The sequence below is a fragment of the Streptomyces sp. B6B3 genome (genome assembly GCF_039871525.1).
GTDB lineage: Bacteria > Actinomycetota > Actinomycetes > Streptomycetales > Streptomycetaceae > Streptomyces.
Genome location: NZ_JBDPLU010000028.1, coordinates 73799 through 99244, shown reverse-complemented (window position 1 = coordinate 99244; position 25446 = coordinate 73799). Strand labels below are relative to the sequence as shown.

The 25446-nt window shown below is 74.3% G+C and carries 29 protein-coding genes; 13 read left to right on the top strand and 16 right to left on the bottom strand.

The window, feature by feature from the left end; all coding sequences use genetic code 11:
• Nucleotides 1-62: 62 nt before the first annotated feature.
• The 7 genes from ABGB06_RS35490 to pdhA form a co-directional block, all read right to left on the bottom strand.
• Nucleotides 63-887 carry an enoyl-CoA hydratase-related protein gene (locus tag ABGB06_RS35490; RefSeq protein ID WP_347598367.1) on the bottom strand — a complete coding sequence of 275 codons (825 nt, stop codon included), beginning with the start codon at nucleotides 885-887 and terminating at the stop codon, nucleotides 63-65.
• Nucleotides 878-1780, bottom strand: coding sequence for a 3-hydroxyacyl-CoA dehydrogenase family protein (locus tag ABGB06_RS35485; RefSeq protein ID WP_347598364.1), 903 nt, complete (start codon nucleotides 1778-1780; stop codon nucleotides 878-880). Before ABGB06_RS35485 ends, ABGB06_RS35490 begins: the two co-directional genes overlap by 10 nt.
• Complete coding sequence (locus ABGB06_RS35480; protein WP_347598361.1) at nucleotides 1777-3105, bottom strand: thiolase family protein; 1329 nt, start codon at nucleotides 3103-3105, stop codon at nucleotides 1777-1779. Before ABGB06_RS35480 ends, ABGB06_RS35485 begins: the two co-directional genes overlap by 4 nt.
• Entirely contained in the window at nucleotides 3098-4816 is a 1719-nt protein-coding gene (gene paaN, locus ABGB06_RS35475; RefSeq protein ID WP_347598359.1) for a phenylacetic acid degradation protein PaaN, read from the bottom strand. The genes ABGB06_RS35480 and paaN overlap by 8 nt, the downstream gene beginning before the upstream one ends.
• Nucleotides 4817-4883: 67 nt before the next feature.
• Nucleotides 4884-6530: a dihydrolipoamide acetyltransferase family protein gene (locus ABGB06_RS35470; RefSeq protein ID WP_347598356.1), complete on the bottom strand. Its 1647-nt coding sequence runs from the start codon at nucleotides 6528-6530 to the stop codon at nucleotides 4884-4886.
• Entirely contained in the window at nucleotides 6527-7543 is a 1017-nt protein-coding gene (locus ABGB06_RS35465; RefSeq protein WP_347598353.1) for an alpha-ketoacid dehydrogenase subunit beta, read from the bottom strand. The genes ABGB06_RS35470 and ABGB06_RS35465 overlap by 4 nt, the downstream gene beginning before the upstream one ends.
• Before the next feature lie 120 nt (nucleotides 7544-7663).
• Nucleotides 7664-8821, bottom strand: coding sequence for a pyruvate dehydrogenase (acetyl-transferring) E1 component subunit alpha (gene pdhA / locus ABGB06_RS35460; protein ID WP_347598350.1), 1158 nt, complete (start codon nucleotides 8819-8821; stop codon nucleotides 7664-7666).
• 121 nt (nucleotides 8822-8942) lie between these two features.
• On the opposite strand from pdhA, the gene ABGB06_RS35455 reads away from it, so the two are divergent.
• The 4 genes from ABGB06_RS35455 (at nucleotide 8943) to ABGB06_RS35440 (ending at nucleotide 12597) form a co-directional block, all read left to right on the top strand.
• Nucleotides 8943-9440, top strand: coding sequence for an Lrp/AsnC family transcriptional regulator (locus ABGB06_RS35455; protein ID WP_347598347.1), 498 nt, complete (start codon nucleotides 8943-8945; stop codon nucleotides 9438-9440).
• 90 nt (nucleotides 9441-9530) lie between these two features.
• Nucleotides 9531-10046, top strand: coding sequence for a PadR family transcriptional regulator (locus tag ABGB06_RS35450; protein ID WP_347598344.1), 516 nt, complete (start codon nucleotides 9531-9533; stop codon nucleotides 10044-10046).
• Complete coding sequence (locus tag ABGB06_RS35445; protein ID WP_347598341.1) at nucleotides 10043-10807, top strand: ABC transporter ATP-binding protein; 765 nt, start codon at nucleotides 10043-10045, stop codon at nucleotides 10805-10807. Before ABGB06_RS35450 ends, ABGB06_RS35445 begins: the two co-directional genes overlap by 4 nt.
• A gap of 2 nt (nucleotides 10808-10809) precedes the next feature.
• Nucleotides 10810-12597, top strand: a complete 1788-nt coding sequence (locus ABGB06_RS35440; RefSeq protein ID WP_347598338.1) for an FtsX-like permease family protein — start codon at nucleotides 10810-10812, stop codon at nucleotides 12595-12597.
• Between the two features lie 17 nt (nucleotides 12598-12614).
• On the opposite strand, the gene ABGB06_RS35435 is transcribed toward ABGB06_RS35440, so the two are convergent.
• Nucleotides 12615-13499: an ABC transporter substrate-binding protein gene (locus ABGB06_RS35435; RefSeq protein WP_347598335.1), complete on the bottom strand. Its 885-nt coding sequence runs from the start codon at nucleotides 13497-13499 to the stop codon at nucleotides 12615-12617.
• A gap of 165 nt (nucleotides 13500-13664) precedes the next feature.
• Here ABGB06_RS35435 and ABGB06_RS35430 point away from each other — a divergent pair, with 165 nt between their 5' ends.
• Both ABGB06_RS35430 and ABGB06_RS35425 read left to right on the top strand, forming a co-directional pair.
• Entirely contained in the window at nucleotides 13665-13907 is a 243-nt protein-coding gene (locus ABGB06_RS35430) for a ribbon-helix-helix protein, CopG family (RefSeq protein WP_347598332.1), read from the top strand.
• The gene (locus ABGB06_RS35425) at nucleotides 13904-14281 is read left to right on the top strand and encodes a toxin Doc (RefSeq protein WP_347598374.1); all 378 of its coding nucleotides are present in this window, start codon (nucleotides 13904-13906) and stop codon (nucleotides 14279-14281) included. The genes ABGB06_RS35430 and ABGB06_RS35425 overlap by 4 nt, the downstream gene beginning before the upstream one ends.
• Before the next feature lie 133 nt (nucleotides 14282-14414).
• Here ABGB06_RS35425 and ABGB06_RS35420 read toward each other — a convergent pair whose 3' ends face one another.
• A complete protein-coding gene (locus tag ABGB06_RS35420; protein WP_347598372.1) occupies nucleotides 14415-15167 on the bottom strand; it encodes a DUF2071 domain-containing protein in 753 nt (250 codons plus the stop codon).
• Between the two features lie 86 nt (nucleotides 15168-15253).
• Between ABGB06_RS35420 and ABGB06_RS35415 the strand changes: the two genes are divergently transcribed.
• The 4 genes from ABGB06_RS35415 (at nucleotide 15254) to ABGB06_RS35400 (ending at nucleotide 18656) form a co-directional block, all read left to right on the top strand.
• Nucleotides 15254-15733: an SRPBCC family protein gene (locus ABGB06_RS35415; RefSeq protein WP_347598329.1), complete on the top strand. Its 480-nt coding sequence runs from the start codon at nucleotides 15254-15256 to the stop codon at nucleotides 15731-15733.
• Nucleotides 15734-15856: 123 nt separating this feature from the next.
• Nucleotides 15857-16981 (top strand): Gfo/Idh/MocA family oxidoreductase, encoded by a 1125-nt coding sequence (locus tag ABGB06_RS35410; protein WP_347598326.1) that lies wholly within the window; start codon nucleotides 15857-15859, stop codon nucleotides 16979-16981.
• Nucleotides 16978-17910, top strand: a complete 933-nt coding sequence (locus tag ABGB06_RS35405; RefSeq protein WP_347598323.1) for a PmoA family protein — start codon at nucleotides 16978-16980, stop codon at nucleotides 17908-17910. Before ABGB06_RS35410 ends, ABGB06_RS35405 begins: the two co-directional genes overlap by 4 nt.
• Nucleotides 17911-18020: 110 nt before the next feature.
• Complete coding sequence (locus tag ABGB06_RS35400) at nucleotides 18021-18656, top strand: LysE family translocator (RefSeq protein ID WP_347598320.1); 636 nt, start codon at nucleotides 18021-18023, stop codon at nucleotides 18654-18656.
• A 19-nt stretch (nucleotides 18657-18675) separates the two neighbouring features.
• Here the strand turns inward: ABGB06_RS35400 and ABGB06_RS35395 are convergent, their stop codons facing one another.
• The 5 genes from ABGB06_RS35395 to ABGB06_RS35375 form a co-directional block, all read right to left on the bottom strand.
• Entirely contained in the window at nucleotides 18676-19050 is a 375-nt protein-coding gene (locus ABGB06_RS35395) for a VOC family protein (RefSeq protein WP_347598317.1), read from the bottom strand.
• Between the two features lie 25 nt (nucleotides 19051-19075).
• The gene (locus tag ABGB06_RS35390) at nucleotides 19076-19900 is read right to left on the bottom strand and encodes a prolyl oligopeptidase family serine peptidase (protein ID WP_347598314.1); all 825 of its coding nucleotides are present in this window, start codon (nucleotides 19898-19900) and stop codon (nucleotides 19076-19078) included.
• A gap of 172 nt (nucleotides 19901-20072) precedes the next feature.
• Nucleotides 20073-20486 (bottom strand): DNA-binding protein, encoded by a 414-nt coding sequence (locus tag ABGB06_RS35385; protein WP_347598311.1) that lies wholly within the window; start codon nucleotides 20484-20486, stop codon nucleotides 20073-20075.
• On the bottom strand, nucleotides 20468-20752 hold the full coding sequence (locus tag ABGB06_RS35380; protein WP_347598308.1) for a hypothetical protein: 285 nt from the start codon (nucleotides 20750-20752) through the stop codon (nucleotides 20468-20470). Before ABGB06_RS35380 ends, ABGB06_RS35385 begins: the two co-directional genes overlap by 19 nt.
• A 28-nt stretch (nucleotides 20753-20780) precedes the next feature.
• On the bottom strand, nucleotides 20781-21443 hold the full coding sequence (locus ABGB06_RS35375; RefSeq protein ID WP_347598305.1) for a TetR/AcrR family transcriptional regulator: 663 nt from the start codon (nucleotides 21441-21443) through the stop codon (nucleotides 20781-20783).
• An 85-nt stretch (nucleotides 21444-21528) separates the two neighbouring features.
• Here ABGB06_RS35375 and ABGB06_RS35370 point away from each other — a divergent pair, with 85 nt between their 5' ends.
• Nucleotides 21529-21936, top strand: coding sequence for a RidA family protein (locus ABGB06_RS35370; RefSeq protein ID WP_347598302.1), 408 nt, complete (start codon nucleotides 21529-21531; stop codon nucleotides 21934-21936).
• 41 nt (nucleotides 21937-21977) lie between these two features.
• On the opposite strand, the gene ABGB06_RS35365 is transcribed toward ABGB06_RS35370, so the two are convergent.
• Together ABGB06_RS35365 and ABGB06_RS35360 are read right to left on the bottom strand one after the other, a co-directional pair.
• Nucleotides 21978-23036 carry a DUF2891 domain-containing protein gene (locus tag ABGB06_RS35365; RefSeq protein ID WP_347598300.1) on the bottom strand — a complete coding sequence of 353 codons (1059 nt, stop codon included), beginning with the start codon at nucleotides 23034-23036 and terminating at the stop codon, nucleotides 21978-21980.
• A gap of 25 nt (nucleotides 23037-23061) precedes the next feature.
• Entirely contained in the window at nucleotides 23062-23913 is an 852-nt protein-coding gene (locus ABGB06_RS35360; RefSeq protein WP_347598297.1) for an SDR family oxidoreductase, read from the bottom strand.
• A gap of 90 nt (nucleotides 23914-24003) precedes the next feature.
• Between ABGB06_RS35360 and ABGB06_RS35355 the strand changes: the two genes are divergently transcribed.
• Nucleotides 24004-24579 (top strand): TetR/AcrR family transcriptional regulator, encoded by a 576-nt coding sequence (locus tag ABGB06_RS35355; RefSeq protein ID WP_347598294.1) that lies wholly within the window; start codon nucleotides 24004-24006, stop codon nucleotides 24577-24579.
• Nucleotides 24580-24609: 30 nt separating this feature from the next.
• Complete coding sequence (locus ABGB06_RS35350; protein WP_347598291.1) at nucleotides 24610-25425, top strand: methyltransferase domain-containing protein; 816 nt, start codon at nucleotides 24610-24612, stop codon at nucleotides 25423-25425.
• Nucleotides 25426-25446: the final 21 nt, after the last annotated feature.

Genomic DNA, 25446 nt, shown 5'->3' with positions numbered 1-25446 from the left:
GGGTTGGGGGCGGGGTTGGGGGCGGGGTCATCGGTTCCTTGCCCTTCGGGATCATGGGGGCGTCACCGGCCTTCGAAGTGGGGTTTCTCGCGGTTGAGGAAGGCCCGCACGGCGTTCCGGTGGTCGGCCGTGGCGCCGAGCCGCCGCTGGGCCGCCGCCTCGCGTTCCAGCGCGGCGTCGAGGTCGCCGTCGGCCGCGGCCCGCAGCAGGGCCTTGGTCTCCGCGAAGGCCGCGGTCGGCCCGGCGGCCAGCTGGCGGGCCAGGTCCAGGCCCGCCTGGGCCGCCTGGCCGGCCGGGACGACCCGGTGCACCAGGCCCCAACGGGCGGCCTCCTCGGCGGAGAAACGGTCGCCGAGCAGCAGCAGCCCGGCCGCCCGGGACGCGCCGAGCAGCCGGGTCAGGGCCCGGCTCACGCCGGTGTCGGCGGCCAGCCCGACGCCGGCGAAGGCGGTGGCGAAGAACGCGGTGTCGCCCGCGACGCGCAGGTCGGCGCCGAGCGCGAGGCCGAGTCCGGCCCCGACGCAGGCGCCCTCCACGGCCGCGACCACGGGCTGGGGCAGCGCGTGGAACGCCGTCACCAACGGGTTGTAGTGCTGGGGAACGGTGTCGAACGCGGTGCCGGGGTCGGCGTCGAGGGCGCGGGCGTGCTCCGCGAGGTCCTGCCCGACGCAGAACGCGGGCCCCTCGGCGCGGATCAGCACCGCCCTGGCCCGTTCGCCGTCGGAGCGCTCGCCGTCAGGCCGCTCGCCGTCGGCGCCGGCCCACTGGAGGGCCACGAGGAGTTGTTCCTTCGTCGCGGCGTCGAGCGCGTTGCGCGCGGCGGGGCGGCGCAGCTCGATCACGGCGACCGCCCCGTCCAGGCGGTAGTCGACGGTGCTCACGGCCATGGGTAGAACCCCCGTCCTGTCTTACGGCCCAGGTCGCCGCGTTCGACCATGTCGCGCAGCAGCCGGGGCGGTTCGAAGCGCGCGCCGAGGGTGGCGTGCAGGTGTTCGGCGATGGCGAGCCGCACGTCGAGCCCGACCAGGTCGGTGAGCCGCAACGGGCCCATGGGGTGCCGGTAGCCCAGCCGCATGGCGTCGTCGATGGCCTCGGGTTCGGCGACGCCCTCCTCGACCATCCGGATCGCCTCCAGGCCCATGGCCACGCCGAGCCGGCTGCTGACGAACCCGGGCGAGTCCCGGACCACGACGTGCTGTTTGCCGAGCGCGCCGGTCCAGGCGCGGGCGGCCCGTACGGTGTCCTCGGCGGTGCCCGGGGCGACGACCAGTTCGACGAGCGCGGAGGCGGGCACCGGGTTGAAGAAGTGCATGCCCAGGAACCGGTCGGGGCGCTCCAGCGCCGAGGCCAGTTCGGTGACCGAGAGGCTGCTGGTGTTGGTCGCCAGCACCGTCGTCGGGCCCACCGCCCGTTCGGCCGCCGCGAGCATCCTGGCCTTGAGCGCCGCGTCCTCCGGGACGGCCTCGACGACCAGACCGGCCGTCGCGGGCAGGCCGGCCACCGACGCGATGGTGGTGACGCGGCCGAGCACCTCCTCGGGTGGCTGCCGGAGCGCGCCGCGCTCGGCGGCCCGCGCCAGCCCGGCGGCGACCCGGGTCACCGCCTCCGCGGCGGCGTCCGCGTCGCGTTCGACGACGGTGACCGACGAGCCGGCGGCGGCGAAGGACTGGGCGATGCCGGCGCCCATCCGGCCGGCGCCGAGCACGCCGACGACCGCGGGGGGTTCGGGACGAGGCTCGGGACTGGGAGGGGCGCCCGGCCCGGACGACGCGGCGGTCATGACGCGCCCGCCACGAGCATCGCCACGCCCTGTCCCACGCCGACGCACAGCGTCGCCAGCCCTCGGCGGGATGAGCCCTCCCGTTCCAGCCGGCCCAGCAGCGCGAGCAGGATGCGGGCACCCGAGCAGCCCAACGGGTGGCCGAGCGCGATGGCGCCGCCGTCGGCGTTCACCCGATCCTCGGGGAGCTTCAGCCGGCGGATCACGGCCAACGCCTGGGCGGCGAACGCCTCGTTGAGCTCAATGGCGGCCAGGTCGTCGGTCCGCCATCCGGCGCGGGCCAGCGCCTTCTCCGTCGCCGGCACCGGGCCCAGACCCATCAGGCGCGGGCGCACCCCCGCGGCGGCCGAGGCCACGATCCGGCCGCGCGGCACCAGCCCGTACCGGGCCACCGCCGCGGCGCTGGCGACCACCAGGGCGGCGGCGCCGTCGGCCAGCGAGGAGGAGTTGCCCGCGGTGACCTGGCCGCCCGGGCGGAACGCGGGGCGCAGCCGCGCCAGCCGCTCCAGGGAGGTGTCGGGGCGCGGGCCCTCGTCATGCTCCACCCGGCCCTCCGCCCGGCCCTCGGCCACGGGCACGGGAACGGGCACCGGCACGATGTCCCGCCGCGGGTGGCCGGCCTGCCGGGCGGCGACCGCCCGCCGGTGGCTGCGCAGCGCGAACGCGTCCGCCTCGGCCCGGGTGATCCCGTCCAGCGCCGCGACCTCCTCGGCGGTCTCCCCCATCGACAGGGTCACCCGCCCGCCGTCCGGGTCCCGTTTCTCGAACGACGGTGCGTTGAGGCGCGAGTCGTCGAGGCCCGGATCGTCGAGGTACGGGTCGTCAAGGCGCCGGTCGTCGAGGCGCGGGTTGGTGAAACGCCAGCCCAGGGCCGTGTCGTGCACCTCGCCCGGTTTCGCCCACGGGGTGCCGGGCTTGGCCATCACCCACGGGGCGCGGGTCATCGACTCCACGCCGCCCGCCACCACCAGGTCGGCCTCGCCGGCCCGGATCGCCTGCGCGGCCGAGGCGACCGCGGTCAGTCCCGAGGCGCACAGCCGGTTGACGGTGTAGCCGGGCACGGTGTGCGGCAGCCCGGCCAGCAGCACCGCCATCCGCGCCACGTTCCGGTTGTCCTCGCCGGCCTGGTTGGCGGTGCCGAGGATCACCTCGTCCACCGCCTCGCCCGGGATCCCGGCGCGCCGCACCGCCTCGCCGACCACCAGCGCGGCCAGATCGTCGGGCCGCACGGACGCCAGGGCGCCGCCGTAGCGTCCCTGCGGGGTGCGGCACCCGTCGACCAGGTAGACCGCGTCGGCGGCGGCAGCGGCGGCGGGTTCAGGCATCGGCCGCCGCCTCGGCGGGCTCCGCGGGCACGTGCCGGCGGGACTGGAGCATCGCGAAACGGCCGGTGACGAACGCCGGATCGGTGAGCGCGGCGCTCGCCGCCGGGTTGGCCGGCGTGCCGTGGAAGTCGCTGAACGCGGCGGACTGGTTGACGAACACGGCGCCGGTGAGGTTCTCCGACAGGTGCACGCCCGCGTCCAGGGCGGCCGACCTGGCCGCGTCCAACACCTCCTCGTCGGTGGCGTACACGGCGGCCGTCAGCGCGCCGTGCCGGCGCACGGTGTCCCGGAACACGTCCAGGCTGTGCGCGGTGGAGTCGGTGGCGATGACGAACGAGACGGGCCCGAACCACTCGCGGGTGTACGTCTCGTGGTCGGCCTCCGCCTCCAGCCGCGCCACCAGCGGGGTGCGGACCGTCGCCTCCGGGTGCTCGGGGTGGGTGAGTTCGCGGGACGGGTGGGTGGTGCGGCCCAGGCCGCCCGCCTCCGCGAGCCGCTTCAGCACGCCGTCGTTGACGATCGCGCCCAGCGTTCCGGTGGCGCGTCGTTCGTCGCCGAGCAGCGCGTCGAGCGCGCCGCCGAGGTCCGTGGCGAACTCGTCCGCCGTGCGCCGGCCCTGGTCGGTGGCGACGCCGTCGCGCGGCACCAGGATGTTCTGCGGGGCGGTGCACATCTGACCGCTGTACAGGGACAGGGAGAAGGCGAGGTTGCGCAGCAGACCCTTGTAGTCGTCGGTGGCGTCCACCACCACGGTGTTGAGGCCGGCCTTCTCCGTGTAGACCGCGGCCTGGCGGGCGTTGGCCTCCAGCCAGTCGCCGAACTCGGTGGAGCCGGTGAAGTCCACGATCCGCACGTCGGGGTGGGTGGCCAGGTCGGTCGCCGTCGGCCGCTCGCCCTCCGGCGCCAGGATCACCACGTTGCGGTCGAAGCCGGCCTCGGCCAGCACCTCGCGGGCGATCCGCACGGTGATCGCCAGCGGCAGCACGGCCCGCGGATGCGGTTTCACGACGACGGGGTTGCCGGTGACCAGGCTGGCGAACAGGCCCGGGTAGCCGTTCCAGGTGGGGAACGTGTTGCAGGCGACCAACACCGCGACGCCGCGCCCGACCGGCGTGAACGTCTTCTCCAACGCGAGTGGGTCGCCCCTGCGTTGCGGTTTGGTCCAGCGCGCCGACACCGGATGGCGCAGTTGCTCCGCGAAGGCGTACGCGACCGCCTCCAGGCCACGGTCCTGGGCGTGCGGGCCGCCCGCCTGGAAGGCCATCACGAACGGCTGCCCCGTGGTGTGCTGCACGGCGTGGGCCATCTCGAAGCTCGCCGCGTTCAGCCGGGCCAGGATCTCCGCGGCGACGCCGGCCCGGGTCTCCGGACGCGCCGAACGCCACTGGACCGCGGCGGACTTGGCCGCGGCGATCGCCTCCTCCGGGGTGACCCGCGGATAGCTGACGCCGAGCGTGAAGCCGTACGGCGACACCTCGGCGCCCGGCACGGAGCCGGTGCCGGGCTGGCCGGCCAGCGGGAACGGGGCGTCCAGGTGGGCGCGGAACGCGGCCTCTCCCTCCTCGGCCGCCTCGGCGCCGTAGGCCCTGGCGCTCGGCGCCTCCACGTACGGCGTCCAGAAGCCGCGTACCGCGCACGCCGCCACGGCCTGCTCCAGGAGTTCCCGGTGCTTCGGGTAGAAGTCGGTCGGGGCAGTCGCTGCCTGGTGCATTCGCACATCACCTTCTCGTCGGGCTCGGTGCCCTCTGGGTCACAGGTCTGCGGTCACAGGTCTGCGGTCACAGGTCGGCCAGCAGGATCGCGGGGTGCTCGACGCGGTCGGCGACGAAGCGGAGGAAGCCTCCGGCGGCGCCGCCGTCGCAGACCCGGTGGTCGAAGCTGAGGGAGAGCTGGGTGACCTTGCGGACGGCGAGGGCCCCGTCCACCACCCAGGGCCTGTCGATGATCCGGCCGACGCCGAGCATGCCGGCCTCCGGATGGTTGATGATCGGCGTGGAGCCGTCGACGCCGAACACGCCGTAGTTGTTCAGGGTGAAGGTGCCGCCGGTCAGGTCCGCGGGGGACAGCCCGCCGGTGCGGGCCAGTTCGGTCAGGCGGGCGAGTTCGGCAGCGAGCTCCGCCGTCGTCCTGCGGTGCGCGTCGCGCACCACGGGGACGACCAGGCCGCGCTCGGTCTGCGCGGCGAACCCGAGGTGGACCCGGGCGATCCTGACGATCTCGCCGCGCTCGGTGTCCACGGTGGCGTTGAGCTCCGGGAAGCGCCGCAGGCCCGCGACGCAGATCCGGGCCAGCAGCGCCAGCAGGCCGACCGGCCGGGAGGGTTCGGCGGCGCGGAGCGCGTCCCTGGCCGCGACCAGGTCGCTCGCGTCCACGTCCACCCAGGTCGTCGCGTCCGGGATCTCGGTCCGGCTGCGCGACACCTTCTCGGCGACGGCCAGCCGCAGGCCGCGCAACGGGACCCGCTCGTCGGCGGGTTCGGACGCCGACGCCGACCCCGCACGGTCGCGGGCGGCCACGGCCCGTTCCACGTCCCGGCGCAGCACGATGCGCTCGGGCCCGCTGGGCGTCAGCCGCCCCACGTCGATCCCATGCTCCCGCGCCAACCGGCGCACCAACGGCGATATCACCCGCGGCACACCGCCGCTTCCCGCGGCCGTGCTTTCCGGACCGGCGGCGCCCCCGACGAGGGCGGGGGCGCCGCCGGCGGCAGTCCCGGCGCCGGCCGGGCCGGCGCCGGTGCCGGCGGAGCCACGGGCGCCCGTACCGGCCGGGGAACCCGCGGCGGGGGCGGCGGAACCGCCCACACCAGTGCGGACATCGGCGGCCGCAACGGCGCCGGCATCGGCCGTGAGGGCCGCACCGGCGCCGGTTCCGTCACCAGCCGTACCCGCGCGGACCGCGGAGTCCGCGCCAGCACCGCCACCGGACGCGTTGGCCGCGTCGGCCGCCTTCGCGGCCGCGGGGCGGCCCGCCGTGGCGCTACCGCGTCGGCCGCGGCGGGGTGGGGCGGCCGGGCCGGTGCCGTATCCGACGAGCACGCTTCCCGAGCCGGTGTCCGGCTCGGGAGGCTCCGCAGGCTCCGCGTTCGCGCCGGAAGGCTCGCCCGGCGCGGCGCCGTTGCCGCGAACCGCGTGCGGCGCCGGGGCGGCCGTTGCCGCGCCGCCGGGCTGGCCGACGGAGATGAGGGGTTCGCCGACGGCGAGGGACGCGCCGACGTCCGCGTGCAGTCGCAGCACCACACCCGGGAAGGGAATCGGCACCTCGACGGCGACCTTCGCGGTCTCCACCTCGACCACGACCTGGTCGACCGTGACCGTGTCGCCGACGGCGACCCGCCACGCGACGACCTCGGCCCCCTCCAGCCCCTCCCCGAGGTCGGGCAGCCGGAAGAGCCGTTCCCCGACCTCGGCCACCGTGGTGCTCACGCCGCCCCCCGGACCAGGTGGTGGACGTCCGGTTCGTCGTCGTACTGGAGCCGGTCCACCGCGTCCAGCACCCGGTCCACGCCGGGCAGGTAGGCGTGTTCCAGCTTCGGCGGCGGGTAGGGGATGTCGAACCCGCTGACCCGCAGCACCGGCGCGGCCAGCGAGTGGAAGCAACGCTCCTGAACCCGCGCCGCGATCTCCGCGCCGACGCCCGCGAAGCCCTGGGCCTCCTGCACCACCACGCACCGGCCGGTGCGCCGCACCGAGTCCGCGAGCGTCTCGTCGTCGAACGGCACCAGCGTCCGCAGGTCCACGACCTCCAGGTCGACGCCCTCCTCCGCCGCCACCCGCGCCGTCTGGAGCGCCACCGGCACCGCGGGGCCGTAGGCCACCAGCGTGGCGTCCCGGCCGCGCCGGCGCACGGCCGCCCGGCCGAACGGCGGGGCCGCGCGCACCGCGACCTGGGCCTCCTCCTTCGACCAGTACTGCCGCTTGGGCTCCAGGAAGACCACCGGGTCGGGATCGGCCACCGCGTCGCGCAGCAGCCAGTAGGCGTCCTCGGCGGTCGCCGGGGTGACCACCTTCAGGCCCGGGGTGTGGGCGTAGTACGCCTCGCTGGAGTCGCAGTGGTGCTCCACGCCGCCTATGCCGCCGCCGTACGGGACCCGTATCACCAGGGGGAGGCAGACCCGTCCCCTGGTCCGGTTGCGGAGCTTGGCGACGTGCGAGGTGATCTGCTCGAACGCCGGATAGGCGAAGGAGTCGAACTGCATCTCCACGACGGGCCGGAAGCCGCCCAGCGCCATGCCCACCGCGAGGCCGACGATGCCGGACTCGGCCAGCGGGGTGTCGAAGCAGCGTTGGTCGCCGAACTCCTGGTTCAGGCCGTCGGTGACCCGGAAGACGCCGCCGAGGGCGCCGACGTCCTCGCCGAAGACCAGCACCCGCTCGTCCTCGCGCAGCGCGTCACGCAGGGCCGCGTTGAGGGCCTGCGCCATGGTGATGGTGGGCATTCACGTCCTCGCCGTCTTCCGCTCTTCTGGGTCGGCTCGTTCTGGGTCGGCTCGTTCTCGGTCGGCTCTTTCGGGTCGGCGCTTCCGGGGTCGGCGCTTCCGGGGTCGGCGCTTCCCGCGTCAGCTGTTTCGGGTCTGCAGCTCGGCGGTCAGCTGGTCGCGTTGTTCCAGCAGTTGGGGTGTGGGCTCGGCGTACACGTGGTCGAAGAGCTCCAGCGGGTCGGGTTCGGTGTCGGCGTCGGCGTCCATCCGCCGGCGCAGGTCCGCGGCGAACGCCTCGGCCTCCTCCCGCGCGGCGGTGACGTCCGCGTCGTCGAGGAGTCCCCGGCCGCGCAGGTACGTCTCCAGGCGGCGCAGCGGGTCGGCGGTGCTCCAGCGCCGCACCTCCGCCTCGTCCCGGTAGCGGGAGGGGTCGTCGGAGTTGGTGTGCGGCGCCATCCGGTAGGTGTGGGCCTCGACGAGGAACGGTCCCTGGCCCGCGCGTGCGTGCGCGACGGCCGCGGTCAGCACGGACAGCACGGCCACCAGGTCGTTGCCGTCGACCTGTTCGGAGCGGACCCCGTAGCCGATGCCCTTGTAGGCCAGCGCGGGCGCCGCGGTCTGCTTCGCGAGCGGCACGGAGATGGCGTAGCCGTTGTTCTGCACGAAGAAGACGACGGGGGCGCGGAACACCGCGGCGAAGTTGAGCGCCTCGTGGAAGTCGCCCTCGCTCGTGCCGCCGTCGCCCACGAAGGCCATCACCACCGCGTCCTCGCCCTTGCGGCGCAGCGCGTCGGCCATGCCGGTGGCGTGCGGCACCTGGGTGGCCAGCGGGGTGCACTGGGGCGCCGTCCGGGTGGCCATGGGGTCGTAGCCGCAGTGCCAGTCGCCGCGCAGCAGCGTCAACGCCTCGACCGGGTCCAGGCCGCGGGCCACCAGCGCGACGCAGTCGCGGTAGGTCGGGAACAGCCAGTCGCGCTCCCCCAGGGCCAGCACGCCGGCGACCTGGCACGCCTCCTGGCCGCGGCTGGACGGGTAGACGGCGAGCCGGCCCTGTTTGGCGAGCGCGGTCGACTGGGTGTCGAAGCGCCGGCCCACGACCATCCGCCGGTAGGCGTCGAGCAGCGACTCGTCCGGGGGTTCGGCGTACCCGGCCGGCAGTTCCGGCGGCTCGGCGGCCGTGCCGGCCTCGGTCACGAACCTTATGGGCGCGGGCGAGGGCAGCAGGTCGCCCACGGCGGTGCGGGCGGGCTTCGCGGACGGGTTCGCGGACGGCCCTGCGGACGGGTTCGCGGACATGGCGGGCGCCTCCCCATCCCTGGACGCTTGACAAGGTCATCGTTCCCAGGGACGAATAAGTGTTCAGGAAACGGCACCAACTGCCGACAGAATGCCGACAGGAACCCCCAGGGAGGGCACTGTGTCTCCCCAACCCCCGTTCGGAAGCTCGGAGCCGAGACGTTCTGCCGCAGAGCTCGACGAAACGGACAGGGCGATCATCACCGTCCTGCTGGAGGACGGCCGGATCTCGGTCCGCGCGCTCGCCGACCAGGTCCACATCTCCCGGGCCAACGCCTACACGCGGCTCGGCCGGCTGGAGTCCGAGGGCGTGATATCCGGCTTCGCCGCGCGCCTGAACCCGCAACGCGCGGGGCTGGGCACCAGCGCGTACATCCTGCTGCGGGTGGAGCAGAACGCGTGGCGGTCGGTGTCCCGGCATCTGGCCGAGATCCCGTACATCGACCACTTCGCGCTGGTCGGCGGCGACTTCGACGTCCTCGTGCTCGCCCGCACGCCGGACAACGACGTGCTGCGCCAGGTGGTCCTGGAGCACATCCAGGAGGTCCCCGAGGTCCGCTCGACCCGCACCTGGCTCGTGTTCGACGAGTCCCCGGGACGCGGCACCCGCTGGGACTGACCGGGCCAACGTGCGCCTCGCCGGGGTGGCTTGACGCGGCCGGCGGATAACCGTTAGACCTAGCGGCTAGACGGGGAGGGCGGGCCGAGGATGCAGGACGCGTTGCTGGCGATGCTGGTCAAGGAGCCGGCCCACGGGTACGCGTTGCGCGCTCGGCTGCGGGCGGCGCTCGGCGCGCTGGGCGCGGCCATGAATCCGGGCCAGGTGTACGTCACCCTGTCGCGGCTGGAGAAGGCGGGCCTCGTGGTGTGTCTCGACGCCGACGGGGCGGCCGACCGCAAGGTCTACGAGGCCACCGCGGCGGGCCGGGAACGCGCGGCGCGGTGGCTCGCGAGCCCGGCGTGGCCGAAGCCGGACCTGGCCGAGTTCCATCTCAAGCTGGTCGTGGCCGCCGCCGGCGGACTGGCCGATCCGCTGCAACTCGTCGCGACGCAGCGCCGGGAGCTGATGCGCCGGCTGCGCGACGCCCAGCGGGCGGCGTTGGCGGAGCCCGCGGATCGGGTGGCCGCGCTGCTGCTGGAGGGCGTCGTGCTGCGGCTGGAGGCGGATCTGCGCTGGCTGGACGCGTGCGAGCGGACCTGGTCCGCGAACAGGGAGGGCGCATGACCGGCAGGACGGGGACGAGTGGGGAGTCGGGCGGCGACCCGCTGCTGCAGGCGCGGGCGGTGTCCAGGGAGCACGGCGCGGGTCAGGGCCTGGTGCGGGCGGTCGACGACGTCGACCTGGAGGTGCCCGCGGGCCAGAGCGTCGCGGTGATGGGCCCCAGCGGCTGCGGCAAGTCCACCCTGCTCCAGTTGCTCGGCGGCATGGACCGCCCCACCCGCGGGCGGATCCGGCTGGCCGGCCACCGCCTGGACGCGCTCGGCGAACGGGGCCTGGCCCGGCTGCGCCGCGCACATGTGGGCTTCGTCTTCCAGTCCTTCCACCTGATGGACGAGCTGTCCGCGGTGGAGAACGTGGAACTCCCCGCCCTGCTGGCCGGCTTCCGGAGGCGCCGCGCCCGCCGCCGGGCCCTGCAGCTGCTGGAGCGGGTCGGGTTGGGCGACCGGGCGGGCCACCTGCCGTCGGCGTTGTCCGGGGGACAGCGCCAGCGGGTCGCGATCGCCCGGGCGCTCGCCAACGCGCCCTCGCTCATCCTGGCCGACGAGCCGACCGGCAATCTGGACAGCGCGGCGACGCACGAGGTGCTCCGGCTCTTCGAGACGCTGCGGCTGGCCGGCCAGACGCTGGTGATGGTGACGCACGACCCGCGGATCGCCGCCACCGCCGACCGGGTGATCACCATGCGCGACGGGGCCTTCGTCGACGACACCGCCTTCCTCGCCACCCGGGCGGAACCCGCCTCCCTGATCGACCTGGAGAGCTGACCGTGGGCCGTCTCGTCCCGACAGCCCGCCTCGTCTCGCGCGGTCTGCGCCGCAACCTGCTGCGGTCCACCATCCTGCTGCTGGCCGTGACGACGGCGTGCGCCGCGGTGGCGCTGGGCTTCACCCTGGGCGACGCGGCGGGCCAGTCCTACGCCCGGACCCGGGCCGCGACCGACGGACCCGACGTGGTGGCCATGCCGCGCAGCACCGGCGACACCGCGCTGCGCGACCTGGCCCCGCTGCTCGAGCTCCCCGGGGTCACGGGCCACGCCGGGCCGTTCCCGGTCGCCTTCACCACGCTCCGGGCGCACGGGCTGACCGTGGAGGCCGTCGTGGAGGGCCGCGACCCGACGCCCGACGCCGTCGACCATCCGCAGCTGACCCAGGGCGGCTGGGTGCGCCCCGGCGGCGCGGTGGTGGAACGCGCCTTCGCGCTCGCCCTCGGCGTGCGGACCGGCGACCGCCTCACCCTCGCCGGGCGGACCTTCACGGTGACCGGGATCGCCCTGACCGCCGCCACCACCCCGTATCCGGGCGCCGGATGGTCGCCCCCGGGCGGCGGCCCGTCCCCGATCGCGGGCCTGGTCTGGCTCACCCAGGCCGACGTGCGCGCCCTCGCCTCGCCCGAACTGCCCCTGTCCTACGTCGCGAAGCTGAGGCTGGCCGACCCGCGGAACGCCGGGGCGTTCGTGGACGCCGCGGAGGCGCAGGGCATCCAGTCGAACGTCCGCACCTGGCAGGACCTCGCCGACGACACCGGTCGCCGGCTGCGGCCCCTGCACGACGCCATCACGGTCGGCAGCTGGCTTCTGGTCATTCTCGCGCTCGCCGGGGCGAGCGGCCTGGTCGCCGGCCGGATGGCCGAACAGACCCGCTGGATCGGGCTGTTCAAGGCGGTCGGCGCCACCCCGGGACTGGTGGCCGCGGCCCTGCTGGCCGAGTACCTGGCCCTCGCCCTGGTCGCGGGGGCCGCCGGACTGGCGCTCGCCTGCCTGCTCGCACCGGCGCTCAGCGACCCCGGCGGCGGACTGCTCGACGCCGCCGTCGCCACCCCGTCCGTGAGCACGGTCGTGGCCGTGTCCGTCACCGCCCTCGCGATCTCCCTCGGCGCGGCGCTCGGCCCCGCCCTGCGGGCCGCCCAGACGACCACCACCCGGGCACTCGCCGATCCGGCCCACGCACCCCGGCGGCACCCCGCGCTCAGCCCCGCCGCCTGGCTGCCCGTCCCGCTCATGCTCGGGCTGCGCCTGGCCGCCCGCCACCCGCGCCGCGCGCTCCTCAGCGCGGTCGGCGCCTTCGTCGCCACCACCGGGCTCGCCGCGGCCCTGGCCTTCCGGGCCCAGCCGCGGTTCCGCATCGACCTGGGGGCGGCCACCCTGCCGGATCCGCGCGAGGTGCTCACCGACCACCTGGTGCAGGGCGTCCTGGTCGCGGTGGTGGTGCTGGCCGCGGTCAACGCCCTGGCCACCGCCTGGAACGCCGCCCTCGACGCGCGACGCCCCCTCGCCATCGCCCGCACCCTCGGAGCCACACCGGGACAGGCCACCCTCGGGCTCGTCCTCGCCCAGCTGCTGCCCGCCCTGCCCGCGGCCGTCATCGGCGTTCCCGCCGGCACCGGCCTGTACGCGCTGCTGCAGGTCGGCCCCGCCCCCGTCGTCGAACCGTCCACCGCGCAGGCCGCGGGACTCGTGGCCGGAACGCTGCTCACCCTGGCGGCGCTGACCAGCGCCCCGGCGCGGCTCTCCGCCCGCCAACCCGTCCACGAGGCGCTGCGCGGCGACCAGCGCTGACGCCGCGCGCACCGTCCTCAGGCACCGCAGGCGATGCGGCGGGCCAGCGTCGGGTCCGGCGCGCCCGCGACCGCCGGATGGAAGATCCCGGCCAACGCCTCGACGCCGTCCACCAGGCGCGGACCCGGTCGGGCGAACGACGCGTTCGCGTCCACCGCCCACAGCGGCACCCCGGCTGGCACCCGGTCGGCCACCTCGCCGGCCAGCCGGGCCGACTCGTCCAGGCCGAAACCGCACGGCGCGCACACCACCACGGCGGGCCGGGCGGCCGTCAGCTCCTCCCAGCCGGTGCGGAACGAGCGCTCCCCGGAGCGGCCGGCCACGGACCGCCCGCCGGCGGCCTCGACCATGTCCGGGACCCAGTGCCCGGGCGCGAACGGCGGATCCGTCCACTCCAGCACCAGCGCCGGCACCGGCTCCTGGTCCGCGACGCGTTCCCGGACCGCGGCCAGCCGGTTGTCCAACCTCGCGACCAGCGCCTCCGCCCGCTCTCCCGTCCCGGTGGCGGCGCCGATCGCGCGGACCGAGTCGAGCACCTCGGGGAGCGTCATCGGGTCCACGGTCAGCACCTCGGCGCGGCAGGCCAGGTACGTCAGCGCGTCGTGCACCGTGGACACGTCGACCGCGCACACCGCGCACAGGTCCTGGGTGACCACCAGATCGGCGTCCAGGCCCGCCAACGCGTCCCGGTCCAGGTGGTACAGGTCCTCCCCGGCCGACATCCGCTCGCCGACCACCCGGTCGATCTCCGCCGCCGACAGTCCCTCCGGCAGCGCACTGGTGGACACGATGCGCCGCCCACGCGCCTCCGGCGGATGATCACATTCGAACGTCACCCCGACGACGTCGTCCCCGGCACCCACCGCGAACAGGATCTCCGTCGCCGACGGAAGAAGAGACACGATCCGCACACCCCCACCGTAAGCCAGGTGTCCCGGGCCGGGCCGGCTGAGTGGCCAGGCAGCAGAGCGGGCCGGCAGGGAGCCAGGACGCCCGGCACGGTCGCACGCGCAGATCCCGTTCCCGCACACGCTCCGCGCTGTACGCTGTGCTGTACGCTCGGATGCATGTCGAAACACGTGACGATCCGGGTCGATGACGAGCTCCACGCCCGGCTCAAGCAGCTCGCCGAGGCAGAGGGCACCACGGTCACGGGCCTGATCACCCGAGCCGCGCAGAACGCGGTGCGCGACCCGCGGCTCGAAGGCGCCACCGAGACGTTCCGCCGCTTCATCGCCGACCACGCCGACGAGTTCGACGCCGCGTTCCCGGACGACGCCCCCGGCCACGCACCAGGGCAGGCCGCCTGATCGTGGAGCTCTTCGTCGACATCCGTTGGCTACTGGAACGCCAGGCCGACATCCTGCCCAAGCACCCAACGGTCCACGACTACACCGGCCTGGTCGCCGCGGTGGGCCGCCACCGGGTCAACACCCCCCGCCTCGGGGCCGTGACGGACAACGCCTGGCGCGCCGCCGTGCTGATGCACACCCTCGTACGGCTGCGCCCGCTCCCAGCCCGTAACGCCCTGTTCGGCGCCGCCGTGGCGGTGGCGTACATGGATGCGTCGGACGAGGGAATCGACCCGCCCTACGGGGCGTTGATCGACCTCGCCCGCGACATCGACGCCGGGCGAGCCGACGCCTACGACGTCGCCGACCGCATCCGATCCTGGCGGATCTGACCCCTGCCCGAGGAGCGCCCCGACCACTCGGCCCCCAGCGGCCCCGTCCAGCCACTCGCCCCGGCGGCGGCCTGCCGTGCCTCGTACTCCGCGGCCACGTCGATGCCCGGACGCAGCAGTCGGACGGCCCGGCTCAGGGCGTCGGGATGCCGGCCGGGCGGGACGGGTGGCCGAGGCGGACCGGGACGCCGGGTGAGTACAGCACGCTGACCGGATCGCCGACCGGCGCCGGCAGGCCGGCCGCCGCGACGAGGTCCTCCTCGCAGGCGAGCAGCTCGGCCCGGTGCAGCGGCCAGCGGGGGTGGTGGTTGCGGAGGTACGCCGCGGTGCCGAAGAACGCGTTGTGCAGGCCCCACCGGGCGGTCAGGAAGTGCTCAAGATCGGTGGGCTCCGCGACGCGGGCGCCGGCGCGGATGACGATCCGGCTACGCGCCCCGCGCGGCCCCGGCCAGCGCCGGGCGCTCGTGTACGTGATCGTGTCGCCCTCGGCCCGCACGGCCATCCGGGACCACAGGTAGGGCAGCCGGAAGCCCGCCCGTCCCATCAGCACCGGCACCAGCCGGGAGGCGTCCATCGACCGGAACACCACGCCGCGCCGGCCGCACCCGTCCACCGAGTACAGCCGCACGTTGGTCTCCGGGAACGTGCCGAGATAGGGGACGCCCGGCAGGCCGAGCCAGCCCACCCGGTGCATCCGGAAGGCGACCAGCCCGACGTACGTCACCCCGTCGAGCGTGTCCGGCACCGTCCCGGCCGGCAGCAGCCCGGCCACCGCCGCCGGGTCCACGGCCCAGTGCAGGAACGCCAGGTCGAGCCACTGCTGGGTGAGCAACGGCCGCGGTATCGCCACGGGCGCGTCCGGCGTGACCGGCTGCGGTATCGGCAGGGTGGAGGACACGAAGCCAGCATGCCAAACCGCGAACCGGCCGCGGGGCGGCCGGCAGGGACGGGCTTCTCGCCTACGATCCGCTCGTGGCCCGTTTCCGCGTCGTCCGCCGGTCGTCGCTACCCGCCGCCGAGGCGTGGCGGCGGCTCACCGACTGGCCGCGCCACGGCGACCACGTGCCGCTGACCCGGGTCACCGCCGCGCCGCCGGGGCCGACCCGTCCCGGCACGCTGGTCGTGGCCCGCACCGGGCTGGGCCGCCTCGGGTTCGACGACCCGATGGAGGTCGTCCGCTGGGAGCCGCCCACCGACCGTGCTCCGGGCCGGTGCCGCCTGGAGAAGCGCGGCCGGGTCGTCACCGGCTGGGCCGAGATCGAGGTGCGCGCCCTCGACAACAGGTCGGAGGTCGCGTGGCACGAGGAGGTCCAGCTGGGCCGAGCCGGGCGGTTGTCCCCGCTCCTCGACCCGCCCACGGCCTGGAGCGCCCGCCTGGTGTTCGGCCGCCTGCTCGGCGCGTTGCTCGACGACCAGGGCCGCACCCAGGGCTACGACCAGGGCGGCGGCTAGGCCCGGGACCCGGGCGGAGGCCCATCACGTTCGGGAACAAATCGGGCAAAGGGCTTGTATGATCGATCACTTGCGCGTAGGGTCCCGGACTGCAAGCGCTTACCGTCTTCGAGGAGCCTGGCCATGCCCTCCCCACCCGCACGCCTGCGCGCGGCCGTCGTCGGCACCGGCGGCATCGTCACCGGTCGCCATCTTCCCGCTCTCCAGGAGCACGCGGACCGGGTTGATCTGGTCGCCGCGGTGGACATCGACCAGGGTCGGCTCGACGCCTTCCGCGAGGCCGCCGACGCCGCCGGCCTGACCGGGGTGCGGGGCTTCACCGACCCGGACGCCATGCTGGCCGAGGCCCGCCCCGATCTGGTGCTGATCGGCACCCCGCCGTCGTTGCACCGGGAGCAGACGGTGGCGGCGCTGGAGGCGGGCGCGTGGGTGCTGTGCGAGAAGCCGTTGTGTCTGACACTGGCGGAGTACGACGCGATAGCCGCCGCGGAGAGGTCCTCGGGGGCGTACGCCTCGGTGGTCTTCCAGCACCGGTACGGCTCCGGCGCGGTGCACGCCCGCGAGCTGATCGACAGCGGCGAGCTCGGGGCGCCGCTGGTGGCGCACTGCCAGACCACCTGGTACCGCAACACCGCCTACTACGAGGTGCCCTGGCGCGGCCGGTGGGACAGCGAGGGCGGCGGCCCGACCATGGGCCACGGCATCCACCAGTACGACCTGCTGCTGCACCTGCTCGGGGACTGGACGGAGATCCGCGCCATGGGGGCGCGGCTGGTCCACGACGTGGAGAGCGAGGACGTCTCCACCGCGCTGGTGCGCTTCGCCAGCGGCGCGGTGGCCACCGTGGTCAACAGCGTGCTGTCCCCCGACGAGGTCAGCCGGATCCGGATCGACTGCGCCGAGGCCACCGTGGAGCTGACCCACCTCTACGGCCACCGCAACGAGGACTGGGTCTACACCCCGCGCCCAGGCCTGGACGACGAGGCCCGGGTGACCCGTTGGCGCACCCCCGCGTCCGACCTGCCCAGCTCGCACTCCGCCCAGCTCGGCGCCCTGTTGGACGCGCATCAGCGCGGGGAGCGGCCGCCCGGCAGCGGTCCCGACGCGCGCCGCACGGTCGAGTTCGCCGCGGCGCTGTACAAGGCGGCCTTCACCGGCCGCCCGGTGTTCGCCGGCGAGATCGCGCCCGGCGACCCGTTCCACGAGGCGATGCACGGAAACCACCCCGATTGGAGCCCTCAGCGATGACGATCCAGGTCAGCCACGCCCATGGAGACCGGATCACCGTGTCGTCCGGCGACGTCACGCTGCTCAGCTACGTCTACCGGCCGGACCCGGACCCGTTCGAGTCCCGCAAGCCCTACGTGCACCCGCTGCGCACCCTCGCCGGCAACCTGGTCTCCGGCTACCGGCCCAACGACCACCGCTGGCACAAGGGCCTGCAGATGACCGCCAGCCACCTGTCAGGACAGAACTTCTGGGGCGGCAACTCCTACCTCGGCCCGGACCAGGGCTACCAGCGCGTCGACGAGCGGGTCGGCTCCATGCGGCACGACGGGTTCACCGCCCTGGACGCCGGCGCGGACCGGTTCGAACTGGCCGAGACCCTCACCTGGGTGGAGAACGGCGGCGCGGAGTGGGCGCAGGAGGAGCGCGGCGTGACCGTGCACTCCGTCGATCCGGCGGCCGGGGCCTGGGCCCTGGACTGGTCGATCCGGCTCACCTGCGTCCGCGACGAGCCGTTGCGCTTCGGCTCCCCGACCACCGCGGGCCGCGAGATGGCCGGCTACACCGGGCTCCAGTGGCGCGGGCCCCGCGACTTCACCGGCGGCGGCGTCCTCACCCCCGGCGGCGCCAGCACCGACCAGGACACCATGGGCCTGCTCGCGGCCGACGTGCCGTGGATCGGCTTCACCGCCGAACACGACGACGTGGACGCGCACTCCACCCTGCTCTTCGCCCACGCCCCGGAGAACCTCGGCGAGGCGGCCGTCCATCCGTCGCACTGGTTCGTCCGCTCCACGCCCATTCCGACGGTCGCGTTCTCCTGGGCGTTCTTCGAGGAGTTCGCGCTGGCGCCCGGCGACTCGTTCGCCTACCGCTACCGCGTCGTCGTCGCCGACGGCGCCTGGGACCACGACCGCGCCGCCGCCCACCTGGCGACGCTGGCCTGGTGAGCCCCTGCTGAACGCCGCTCCCCGGGTCGACCGACCGGCCGACCCGGGGATTCGTCCCACTATCCGATAACCATTCGCCTCATCCGCCCCGCACGACTCAGCATGGGCCCATGGTCGACGCATCCCTGTACGCGGCGTTCCTCGTCGCCGCCTTCGCCCTGTGCATCACGCCGGGGCCGGACATGATGTTCATCGTGGCGATGGGCGGGCGGAGCGGCCCGACGGCGGGGGTGATGGCGGCGTTCGGCGTCGCCTGCGCGATGCTGGTGCACGCGGTGGCGGCGGTGCTCGGACTGTCCGCCCTGTTCACGCACCTGCCCGCCCTCTACCACGTGCTGCGCTGGGCCGGGGCCGCCTACCTGCTGTACCTGGCCGTCAAGGCGTTCCGCGACCGTACGCCGCTGGCCGGGGCGGAGTCCGGGAGCGCCACCGGGCCGAGCCGCTGGCGGGCGTTCTGGCAGGGCGCCGTCACCAACCTGCTGAACCCGAAGGTGATCCTCTTCAACGTCGCCTTCCTGCCGCAGTTCGTGAACCCCGACCTCGGCCACGTGCCGGTGCAGTTCCTGGCCCTGGGCATCACGATCGTGGTCATGGGCTTCTGCGTCGACGGCACGATCGGCCTGCTCGCCGGGAAGCTCACGTCCGCGCTGCGCGGCAGCCGGCGGGTGGCCCGAGCCCTCAACATCTTCAGCGGCACCGTCTTCACCGGCCTCGCCGTCCGCCTCGCCGCCGCCTCCCCGAAGTAACCGCGGCCCACGGCGTCGCTCAGCTCAGGCGCGTGCTCAGCAGGCAGAACTCGTTGCCCTCGGGGTCGGCCAGGCAGTGCCAGGACTCGTCCCCGGTCTGGCCGATGTCGGCCCGGCGCGCCCCGAGCGCCAGGAGGCGTTCGAGCTCGGCGTCCTGGTCGCGGTCGGTGGCGTTGACGTCGATGTGCAGCGGCAGCTTGCCCGCCTTGGGCGCGGTGGTGGGGTTGAACACCAGCACCGGCTGCAGCCCGCCGAACCCCTCCCGCGGTCCGATGCCGACCCCGCCGTCGTCGCGCGTGTTGAGCACGACGAAGTCGAGCACCTCGCACCAGAACGACGCCAGCCGTTGCGGATCCCGGGCATCGATCACCAGCTCGGTAACGCGACTCGCCATGATCGGCACGCTACACGCGGCGCCCTCACGCGGCCAGCCGCCGGCGGAACCACCGCGTCAGGATCTCGTCGACCGCCCTGGTCGTGGGCCGCTGCGGAGCCGGTGCCAGGCCCGGTTCGTCGGCCAGGGCGTGCGGCAGGTCCGGCACGGTGACCAACTCGACCTCGTCCGGCCGCGGGTGACCCTCGCGCAGCGCGTCGACCAGGGCGGCCGCGTCGGTGCGCAGCGCCGGATCGTCCCGCTCCCCGCTGACCAGCAGCAGGGGTGGTCGTGCGTCGAGTTCCCCGACGCGGGCGACGAAGTCCAGCTCGCCGGCGACCTGGTGAGCCTCCGCGGTCCACCGGTAGGGCCGCCCGGCGAGGCCCTCGACAAGCCCGACGGCGGACCGGATCCGCACGGCCGGGTTGACCAGCGCGACCGCCCGGACCGGGATCCGGTGCGTGGTCAGCACCCGCAGCGCCACGGCGCCGCCGAGCGAGGCGCCCAGCACGCCGACCGGCCCGTCGTCGACCGGCAGTTGCTCGCGCAGCGCGGCGAGCGCGGCCGGGAACTCCTCGGCGGCCTGCCGGATGAACGGCGCCAGGAAGGCCAGCAACGCGTCCTGGCGGGCCAGTTCCAGGACGGCGTCGACGCGGCCGTCGACCATCCGCGCGCCACACATCGGCATGCCCAGATGGACCCTCCACGCAGGCACGCCGGCCATGGGCAGCGCGGCAGCGAACGCCGCGTCCGTGCGCGGCGCGCTCAGCATGTGCCACGTCACGACCAACGGCGCGGGACCGTCGACGGCTTCGCTCGGTGGCAACGCCGTGAACGGCACCCCGGCGGCGGTACCGGTGATCGTTTCCATGTTCCTCCCTCGGCTCACGCTTGCCACCGTAGGAGGGTCAACAAGGTTCGCAGCCTCGGCTCTGCCAGCGGCGAATCCTCTGACGGCAGAACCGCCGAAGCCGTCTCAGGCCCGAACGGCTTGGCGATGTGCGCGGCCCTCCGTGCCGTACGGTCAGGGACGCCGGCCGCGTTCACACGGCGACGAGCCGGACCCGGTGGCCGCACAGCTTCGTCATGTCGTCGACGTCCGAGGTCAGCATGACCACGGGCCGTTGCTGCCGCAGCGCGGACTCGGCCACGGCCGCGTCAATGGCGTACTTGTGACCATGCGGCCCGGCCCCCACCAGCAACGCTGAGGCCGCCTTCGCCTCTTCGTCGCCCACCGGGATCACCCGCAGTCCCGACAGCAGCCAGCTCAAACTCGCCCTGTTCGTACGGGCGTGCACGGCCTCGATGATGGTGAGCGCACAGATCACCACCTCCATGCCCCGAGACCGCGCCTCCGCGACCAGGGCCACCACCGTCTCGTCATCAGCGAGCAGCTTGGAAAGCCCCTCGCTGTCCAGGATCAGCGTCCCCTCGTGGCTCAGCTTGCGGCGGGCCACTGATCTTCCTCGTCGAACACCTCGGCGAACACCTGCCGCGCGCGCTGCCGCGCCTGCTCCGACACCGGTCCCTTGCGGCTCTCGTAGTCGGCCAGGTACTCGTCCAGAACCTGCCCCCGCAGCTCCCGCTCGACGGCTGCGGCGACGAACGCGGAGAACTCCCGCTTGCCGACCCGAGCCCGGATCGCCTCCGCGGTCCCCTCGGGCAGAGACAGGCTGACCCGGGTCGCCGGCCCTTCACCAATGCTGTATTGCGCCTCAGGCATGCATCCAATGCATCAAACAAGTAGGAAACTACAGGTCACCTCTCCGTGGATCGACCCGGTCAACCGCCCCGGAGCCGGCCGGGGGCAACGAGTCCCAGCCGGACTCGACCGACCGGCGGCAGCGGGCGGGGTCGTCTCCCGCGCTGGTGAACAGTGCGGTCAGCAGGGGCACGCCATGCGCGAGCGCCTCGACGGGAAGCGGGCCCGTGGCGACGAGCGAGGCGAGTCCGTGGCCGACGGCCCAGCTCTGGGTCGCCAGTTCCAGCGGGTCGACCTCGTCACGGAAGCGGCCGCCCGCCCTGGCCCGTTCGACGGCGCGGACCAGGCAGTGCAGGCTCTCGTCGGCGGCGTCGGGGTCCTCGAGGTCGAAGTCCGCGTCGAACATGACGCGATAGAGATCGGGGCTCTCCAGGGCGTTGGCCAGGTAGGCGGACCCCAGCGCGGCGAGGTCGCGGACCGGGTCCGCGGACGTCTCGACCGCGGCGAGCTTGGCCGCCAGCCGCACGAAGCCCTCCTGCCGCAGCGCCTTCCACAGGCCGTCCATGCCGCCGAAGTAGGTGTAGACGGCCATCGTCGACACGCCGGTCCCGGCGACCAGGGCGCGGAGCGTCACGGGCTGCCTCGCCCGCACCATCCGTGCGGCTCGGTCGAGCAGCAGGGAACGGACCGCCGGATCCTTCGTCCTCGCCATGCCCCCACAATACATAGCAACGCTATGCTTTGATGGGTACCGGTCCCCGTTCGACTGTTCTGACGCCAAGAGGAAGAGGCCGTCCATGCCCGTCACGCTGGTCAACCCCGAAGGGCTGCCGAAGCCCGACGTCTACCGGCAGCTGTCCATCGCCACCGGATCGAGGCTGGTGTTCCTCGCGGGGCAGGTCGCCCGCGACGCCGACGGCCGGCGCGTGGGCGAGGGAGACTTCGCCGCGCAGGTCGAGCAGTGCTACCTCAACGTCGCCACCGCGCTGGCGGAGGTCGGCGGCTCCTTCGACGACGTGGCGAAGCTGACCATCTACGTCGTCGACTGGAGCGAGGAGAAGATGCCGCTGCTGGGCGAGGGCGTGAGTCGCGCGGCGACGAAGCTCGGCATCGACCCCGTCAAGCCGATCACGCTGCTGGGCGTCGCGGCCCTGGGAGAACCCGACCTCCTGGTCGAGGTCGAGGCCACCGCGCTCCTCGCGTAGCGGCGGCGCCCGCTGGCGCGCCGGCGGGTGGGCCGGCCGGGTCAGGCGAGGAGGAGCAGGGCGTAGTAGGCGAGCCAGTGCTCGGTCGTGTACGGGCCGCTGGTGGTGGCCGGCAGGGAGGCGTGGGTGTGGTCCCGGGCGGCGGCGATCATCGTCGGGACGCGCGGGTCGTCCGCGGGGAGCGCGTCGGCGAGTCGCTGCCAGCACCAGGCCCGGTTGAGGTTGACGCCGTGCAGGTGGCCGATCTGGGCGTCGGTGGCGTCGGACACGGTGACCGGCGTGAACAGGGCGGCCGGTCGGCCCTCCGCGAGGCCCGGGAGGAAACGGCTCAGCCAGTCGGCGAACTCGCCGGGCGGCAGCAGGGCGGCCATCAGGTCCGCCTCGACCAGTGCGGGAGAGAGGAAGTCCTGCCCCGACGGCTCCCAGTCCCCCGGGTAGTCCTCGTCCCGACCGAACCAGCGCAGGGCGGCCTCGCCGATCGCGTCCCGCAGGCGCGGGTCCCCGGCGGCGGCGCGCCGGCGCGCGTAGGGCAGCGCGCGCGACAGCCCGAACGCGCTGTTGGTGTGCACGCCGTGCCGCACCGGATAGTCGGCGCGCGGCAGCCAGTCGAGGTAGCGAGTCGCGAACCCGTCCGCGAGCCGGTCGAGCGCCGCCGCCCGGCGTCGGTCGTCCGGCGCGTCGGAGGCGGCGGCCTCGTCCGCCAGCTCCAACAGCGCCGACCAGCCGTACGGGCGCTGGGTGGTGCCCTGGTCGTCCCTGGCGAAGTACTCGGCCTCCACGGCCAGCGCCTCCGGGGTGAGATGGGCGTCGAGCACAGCCCCGATCTCGGCCACCGGCACCAACTCCGGTGCGACCCGCGGCAACCGCACCAGCACCCAGAACATCTCCACGCAGGAGTGCCAGTCGTAGCTGCCGTAGAAGCTGGGATGGCGGACCCGCGGACGTGGCGCGACGGGCTCCTCCGCGGTCTGCAGATGCGCCTCGTGGTGCGGGAACTCCCGCACCACGTTGTCCAGCGCCGCCCGCGCGAACTCCCCCGCGTGGGCGCGCAACAGCTCGCGCCGCTCGTTCCGCCACGCCGTGGCCGTTGGTTCCCGCATCCGCCCATTCTCGCTCCTGACCGGATCAGTGGTCGAAGGCGACGGACGCCGCGAGGTCCTTCTGGGTCTCGAGTGCGGTGAGGCGTTCGGTGAGCGCGGCGTGGACGGCGTCGTAGGTGTCCGAACCGAGCGGCAGGCGCAGCGGCGGGTCGGGGTGGCGGGTGGTGTCGTAGATGGCGGCGGCGAGCTTGGCCGGGTCGCCGGTGAAGGCGCTCTCGTCGGCGGTCGCCAGGTACCGCCGCGTCTGGCCGACGACGCCGTCGCGGTAGGCGGCCGTTTCGGTGGTGTAGCGCAGGGCCGAGGCGAAGCCGGTGCGGGTGGCGCCGGGCTCGACCAGGGTGAGGCGGATGTTGAAGTCGGCGACCTCGCGGCTCACGCTCTCGGTGAAGCCCTCCAGGCCCCATTTGCCCGCGTGGTACGGGCCGTGGGTCGGGATGCCGAGTTGGCCGCCCATGCTGGAGACCTGGATGATCCGGCCTCCGCCCTGCTCCCGCATCGGCTTCAGGAAGGCCCGGGTGATCAGCATCGGAGCGACCAGGAGGACCTCGATCTGGTCGCGGATCTGCTCGACGGTCATCTCCTCGACGGCTCCCACGACCGCGTATCCGGCGTTGTTGACCACGATGTCCACCGGTCCGGACCGCAGGGTCCTGCTCACCGCCGTGTCGACGTCGGCCGGCCGGGTGACGTCGAGGGTCTCGATGGTCAGCCGGTCGCCGTAGGTTCCCCACAGGTCGTCCAGGGCCGCCGGGCGGCGGACCGTGGCCGTGACGCGGTCGCCGCGTCGGAGGGCGTGCTCGGCGAGGTGGCGGCCCAGGCCGCCGGAGGCTCCGGTGATGAACCAGTGGCGTACGGCCTTGTCGGAGGGATCGGGCATGGGAACCTCCTGGAGTAGAGTCTTACCGGAATCCGTTCCGGTTACGAGTTAAGCGGAACGGATTCCGGAATGCAACCGGAGGAGTTCGCCATGCCCGCCACCCCCCGCCGCCCGAGGAGCGACGCGCTGCGGAACCGGGAGCGCCTGCTGGAGGTCGCCGCACAGGTCTTCGCCGAACAGGGGCTGGACACCGCTCCGGCCGCCATCGCCAAGCAGGCGGGCGTCGGTGTCGGCACGCTCTACCGGCACTTCCCGACCCGGGAAGCCCTCATCGACGCCGCCTACCGCCACCAACTCACCCGCGTGTGCGAGAAGGCCCCGCGCCTCCTCGCCGACCATCCGGCCGCCGACGCCACCCGGACGTGGATGGAACACTTCCTCGACTACGTCACCGCCAAGAGCGGCATGTCCGCGGCGCTCGACGCGGTCATCGCCTCCGGAGTCGACCCGTACGCCGACAGCCGGGCGCTCCTGACCGACGCCGTCGCCGCCCTCCTCGACGCCGGCGCCCGCGACGGCAGCCTGCGCACCGACATCACCTCCGACGACGTCCTCCTCCTCATGGGCGGCGTCGCCCATGCCGTGCGGCACAGCACCAGCGCGCAGGCCCGTCGGCTCGTCGACCTCCTCATGGACGCACTGACCAAGGGCTCGACCGCCAGCTGAACCAACGCGCCCTGGTGGCAGGATCGGGTCGTGAGCCAGGGCGAGGAAGAGGGATACCTGCTGGACAACCGGCAGGTCGAGGCGGGGACGCGGTTCGAGGCGTTGTCGGCGCTGTTCGACGCGTCGACGTTCCGGCACTTCGAGACCGTCGGGATCGCCGCGGGTTGGCGGTGCTGGGAGGTCGGGGCCGGCGGGCCGAACGTCTCCGGGTGGCTCGCCGCGCGGGTCGGGCCCGGCGGGCGAGTGGTCGCCACGGACATCGACGTCTCCTGGGCCGAGGCGGCCGCCGCCGACGGGGTCGAGGTGCTACGCCACGACGTCGCCCTCGACGAACCGCCGGCCGGACCCTTCGACCTGGTCCACGCCCGCCTGGTCCTCGTCCACGTCACCGACCGCGACGCCGCCCTGCGCTCCATGATCCGGTCGCTGCGCCCCGGCGGATGGCTGGTGATCGAGGACGCCGACCCGGCGTTGCAGCCGCTGGTCTGCCTCGACGAGCACGGCCCGGAACAGGAGCTCGCCAACCGGCTGCGCCACGGCTTCCGCGAGCTGATGCGACAGCGCGGCGCGGACCTCGCCTACGGGCGCAGACTGCCACGGCTGCTCCGCGCGGCCGGCCTCACCAACGTCGAGGCCGACGCCTACTTCCCGATCGCCTCGCCGCACCTCGACGTTCTCGAGGCGGCCAGCGTCCGCCAGGTACGCGACAAGCTCACCGCGGCGGGCTTCGCCACGAACGAGGAGATCGACCGCCACCTGGCCAACATCGCCGCCGGCCACCTCGACCTCGCCACCTCCCCCCTGATCTCCGCCTGGGGCCGCAAACCCGCCGACGAGGGCCCCTAGTGCGGTGACCGGAAGGGTCCA

Excerpts from the sequence above, each read along its gene's own strand:
- pdhA (WP_347598350.1), bottom strand. The coding sequence starts at position 8,821 with ATGTCCGCGAACCCGTCCGCAGGGCCGTCCGCGAACCCGTCCGCGAAG.
- ABGB06_RS35355 (WP_347598294.1), top strand. The coding sequence starts at position 24,004 with ATGCCCGCCACCCCCCGCCGCCCGAGGAGCGACGCGCTGCGGAACCGG.
- ABGB06_RS35405 (WP_347598323.1), top strand. The coding sequence starts at position 16,978 with ATGACGATCCAGGTCAGCCACGCCCATGGAGACCGGATCACCGTGTCG.
- ABGB06_RS35490 (WP_347598367.1), bottom strand. The coding sequence starts at position 887 with ATGGCCGTGAGCACCGTCGACTACCGCCTGGACGGGGCGGTCGCCGTG.
- ABGB06_RS35430 (WP_347598332.1), top strand. The coding sequence starts at position 13,665 with ATGTCGAAACACGTGACGATCCGGGTCGATGACGAGCTCCACGCCCGG.
- ABGB06_RS35375 (WP_347598305.1), bottom strand. The coding sequence starts at position 21,443 with ATGGCGAGGACGAAGGATCCGGCGGTCCGTTCCCTGCTGCTCGACCGA.
- ABGB06_RS35465 (WP_347598353.1), bottom strand. The coding sequence starts at position 7,543 with ATGCCCACCATCACCATGGCGCAGGCCCTCAACGCGGCCCTGCGTGAC.
- paaN (WP_347598359.1), bottom strand. The coding sequence starts at position 4,816 with ATGCACCAGGCAGCGACTGCCCCGACCGACTTCTACCCGAAGCACCGG.
- ABGB06_RS35370 (WP_347598302.1), top strand. The coding sequence starts at position 21,529 with ATGCCCGTCACGCTGGTCAACCCCGAAGGGCTGCCGAAGCCCGACGTC.
- ABGB06_RS35445 (WP_347598341.1), top strand. The coding sequence starts at position 10,043 with ATGACCGGCAGGACGGGGACGAGTGGGGAGTCGGGCGGCGACCCGCTG.
- ABGB06_RS35380 (WP_347598308.1), bottom strand. The coding sequence starts at position 20,752 with ATGCCTGAGGCGCAATACAGCATTGGTGAAGGGCCGGCGACCCGGGTC.
- ABGB06_RS35480 (WP_347598361.1), bottom strand. The coding sequence starts at position 3,105 with ATGCCTGAACCCGCCGCCGCTGCCGCCGCCGACGCGGTCTACCTGGTC.
- ABGB06_RS35485 (WP_347598364.1), bottom strand. The coding sequence starts at position 1,780 with ATGACCGCCGCGTCGTCCGGGCCGGGCGCCCCTCCCAGTCCCGAGCCT.
- ABGB06_RS35395 (WP_347598317.1), bottom strand. The coding sequence starts at position 19,050 with ATGGCGAGTCGCGTTACCGAGCTGGTGATCGATGCCCGGGATCCGCAA.
- ABGB06_RS35410 (WP_347598326.1), top strand. The coding sequence starts at position 15,857 with ATGCCCTCCCCACCCGCACGCCTGCGCGCGGCCGTCGTCGGCACCGGC.
- ABGB06_RS35400 (WP_347598320.1), top strand. The coding sequence starts at position 18,021 with ATGGTCGACGCATCCCTGTACGCGGCGTTCCTCGTCGCCGCCTTCGCC.
- ABGB06_RS35390 (WP_347598314.1), bottom strand. The coding sequence starts at position 19,900 with ATGGAAACGATCACCGGTACCGCCGCCGGGGTGCCGTTCACGGCGTTG.
- ABGB06_RS35365 (WP_347598300.1), bottom strand. The coding sequence starts at position 23,036 with ATGCGGGAACCAACGGCCACGGCGTGGCGGAACGAGCGGCGCGAGCTG.
- ABGB06_RS35360 (WP_347598297.1), bottom strand. The coding sequence starts at position 23,913 with ATGCCCGATCCCTCCGACAAGGCCGTACGCCACTGGTTCATCACCGGA.
- ABGB06_RS35450 (WP_347598344.1), top strand. The coding sequence starts at position 9,531 with ATGCAGGACGCGTTGCTGGCGATGCTGGTCAAGGAGCCGGCCCACGGG.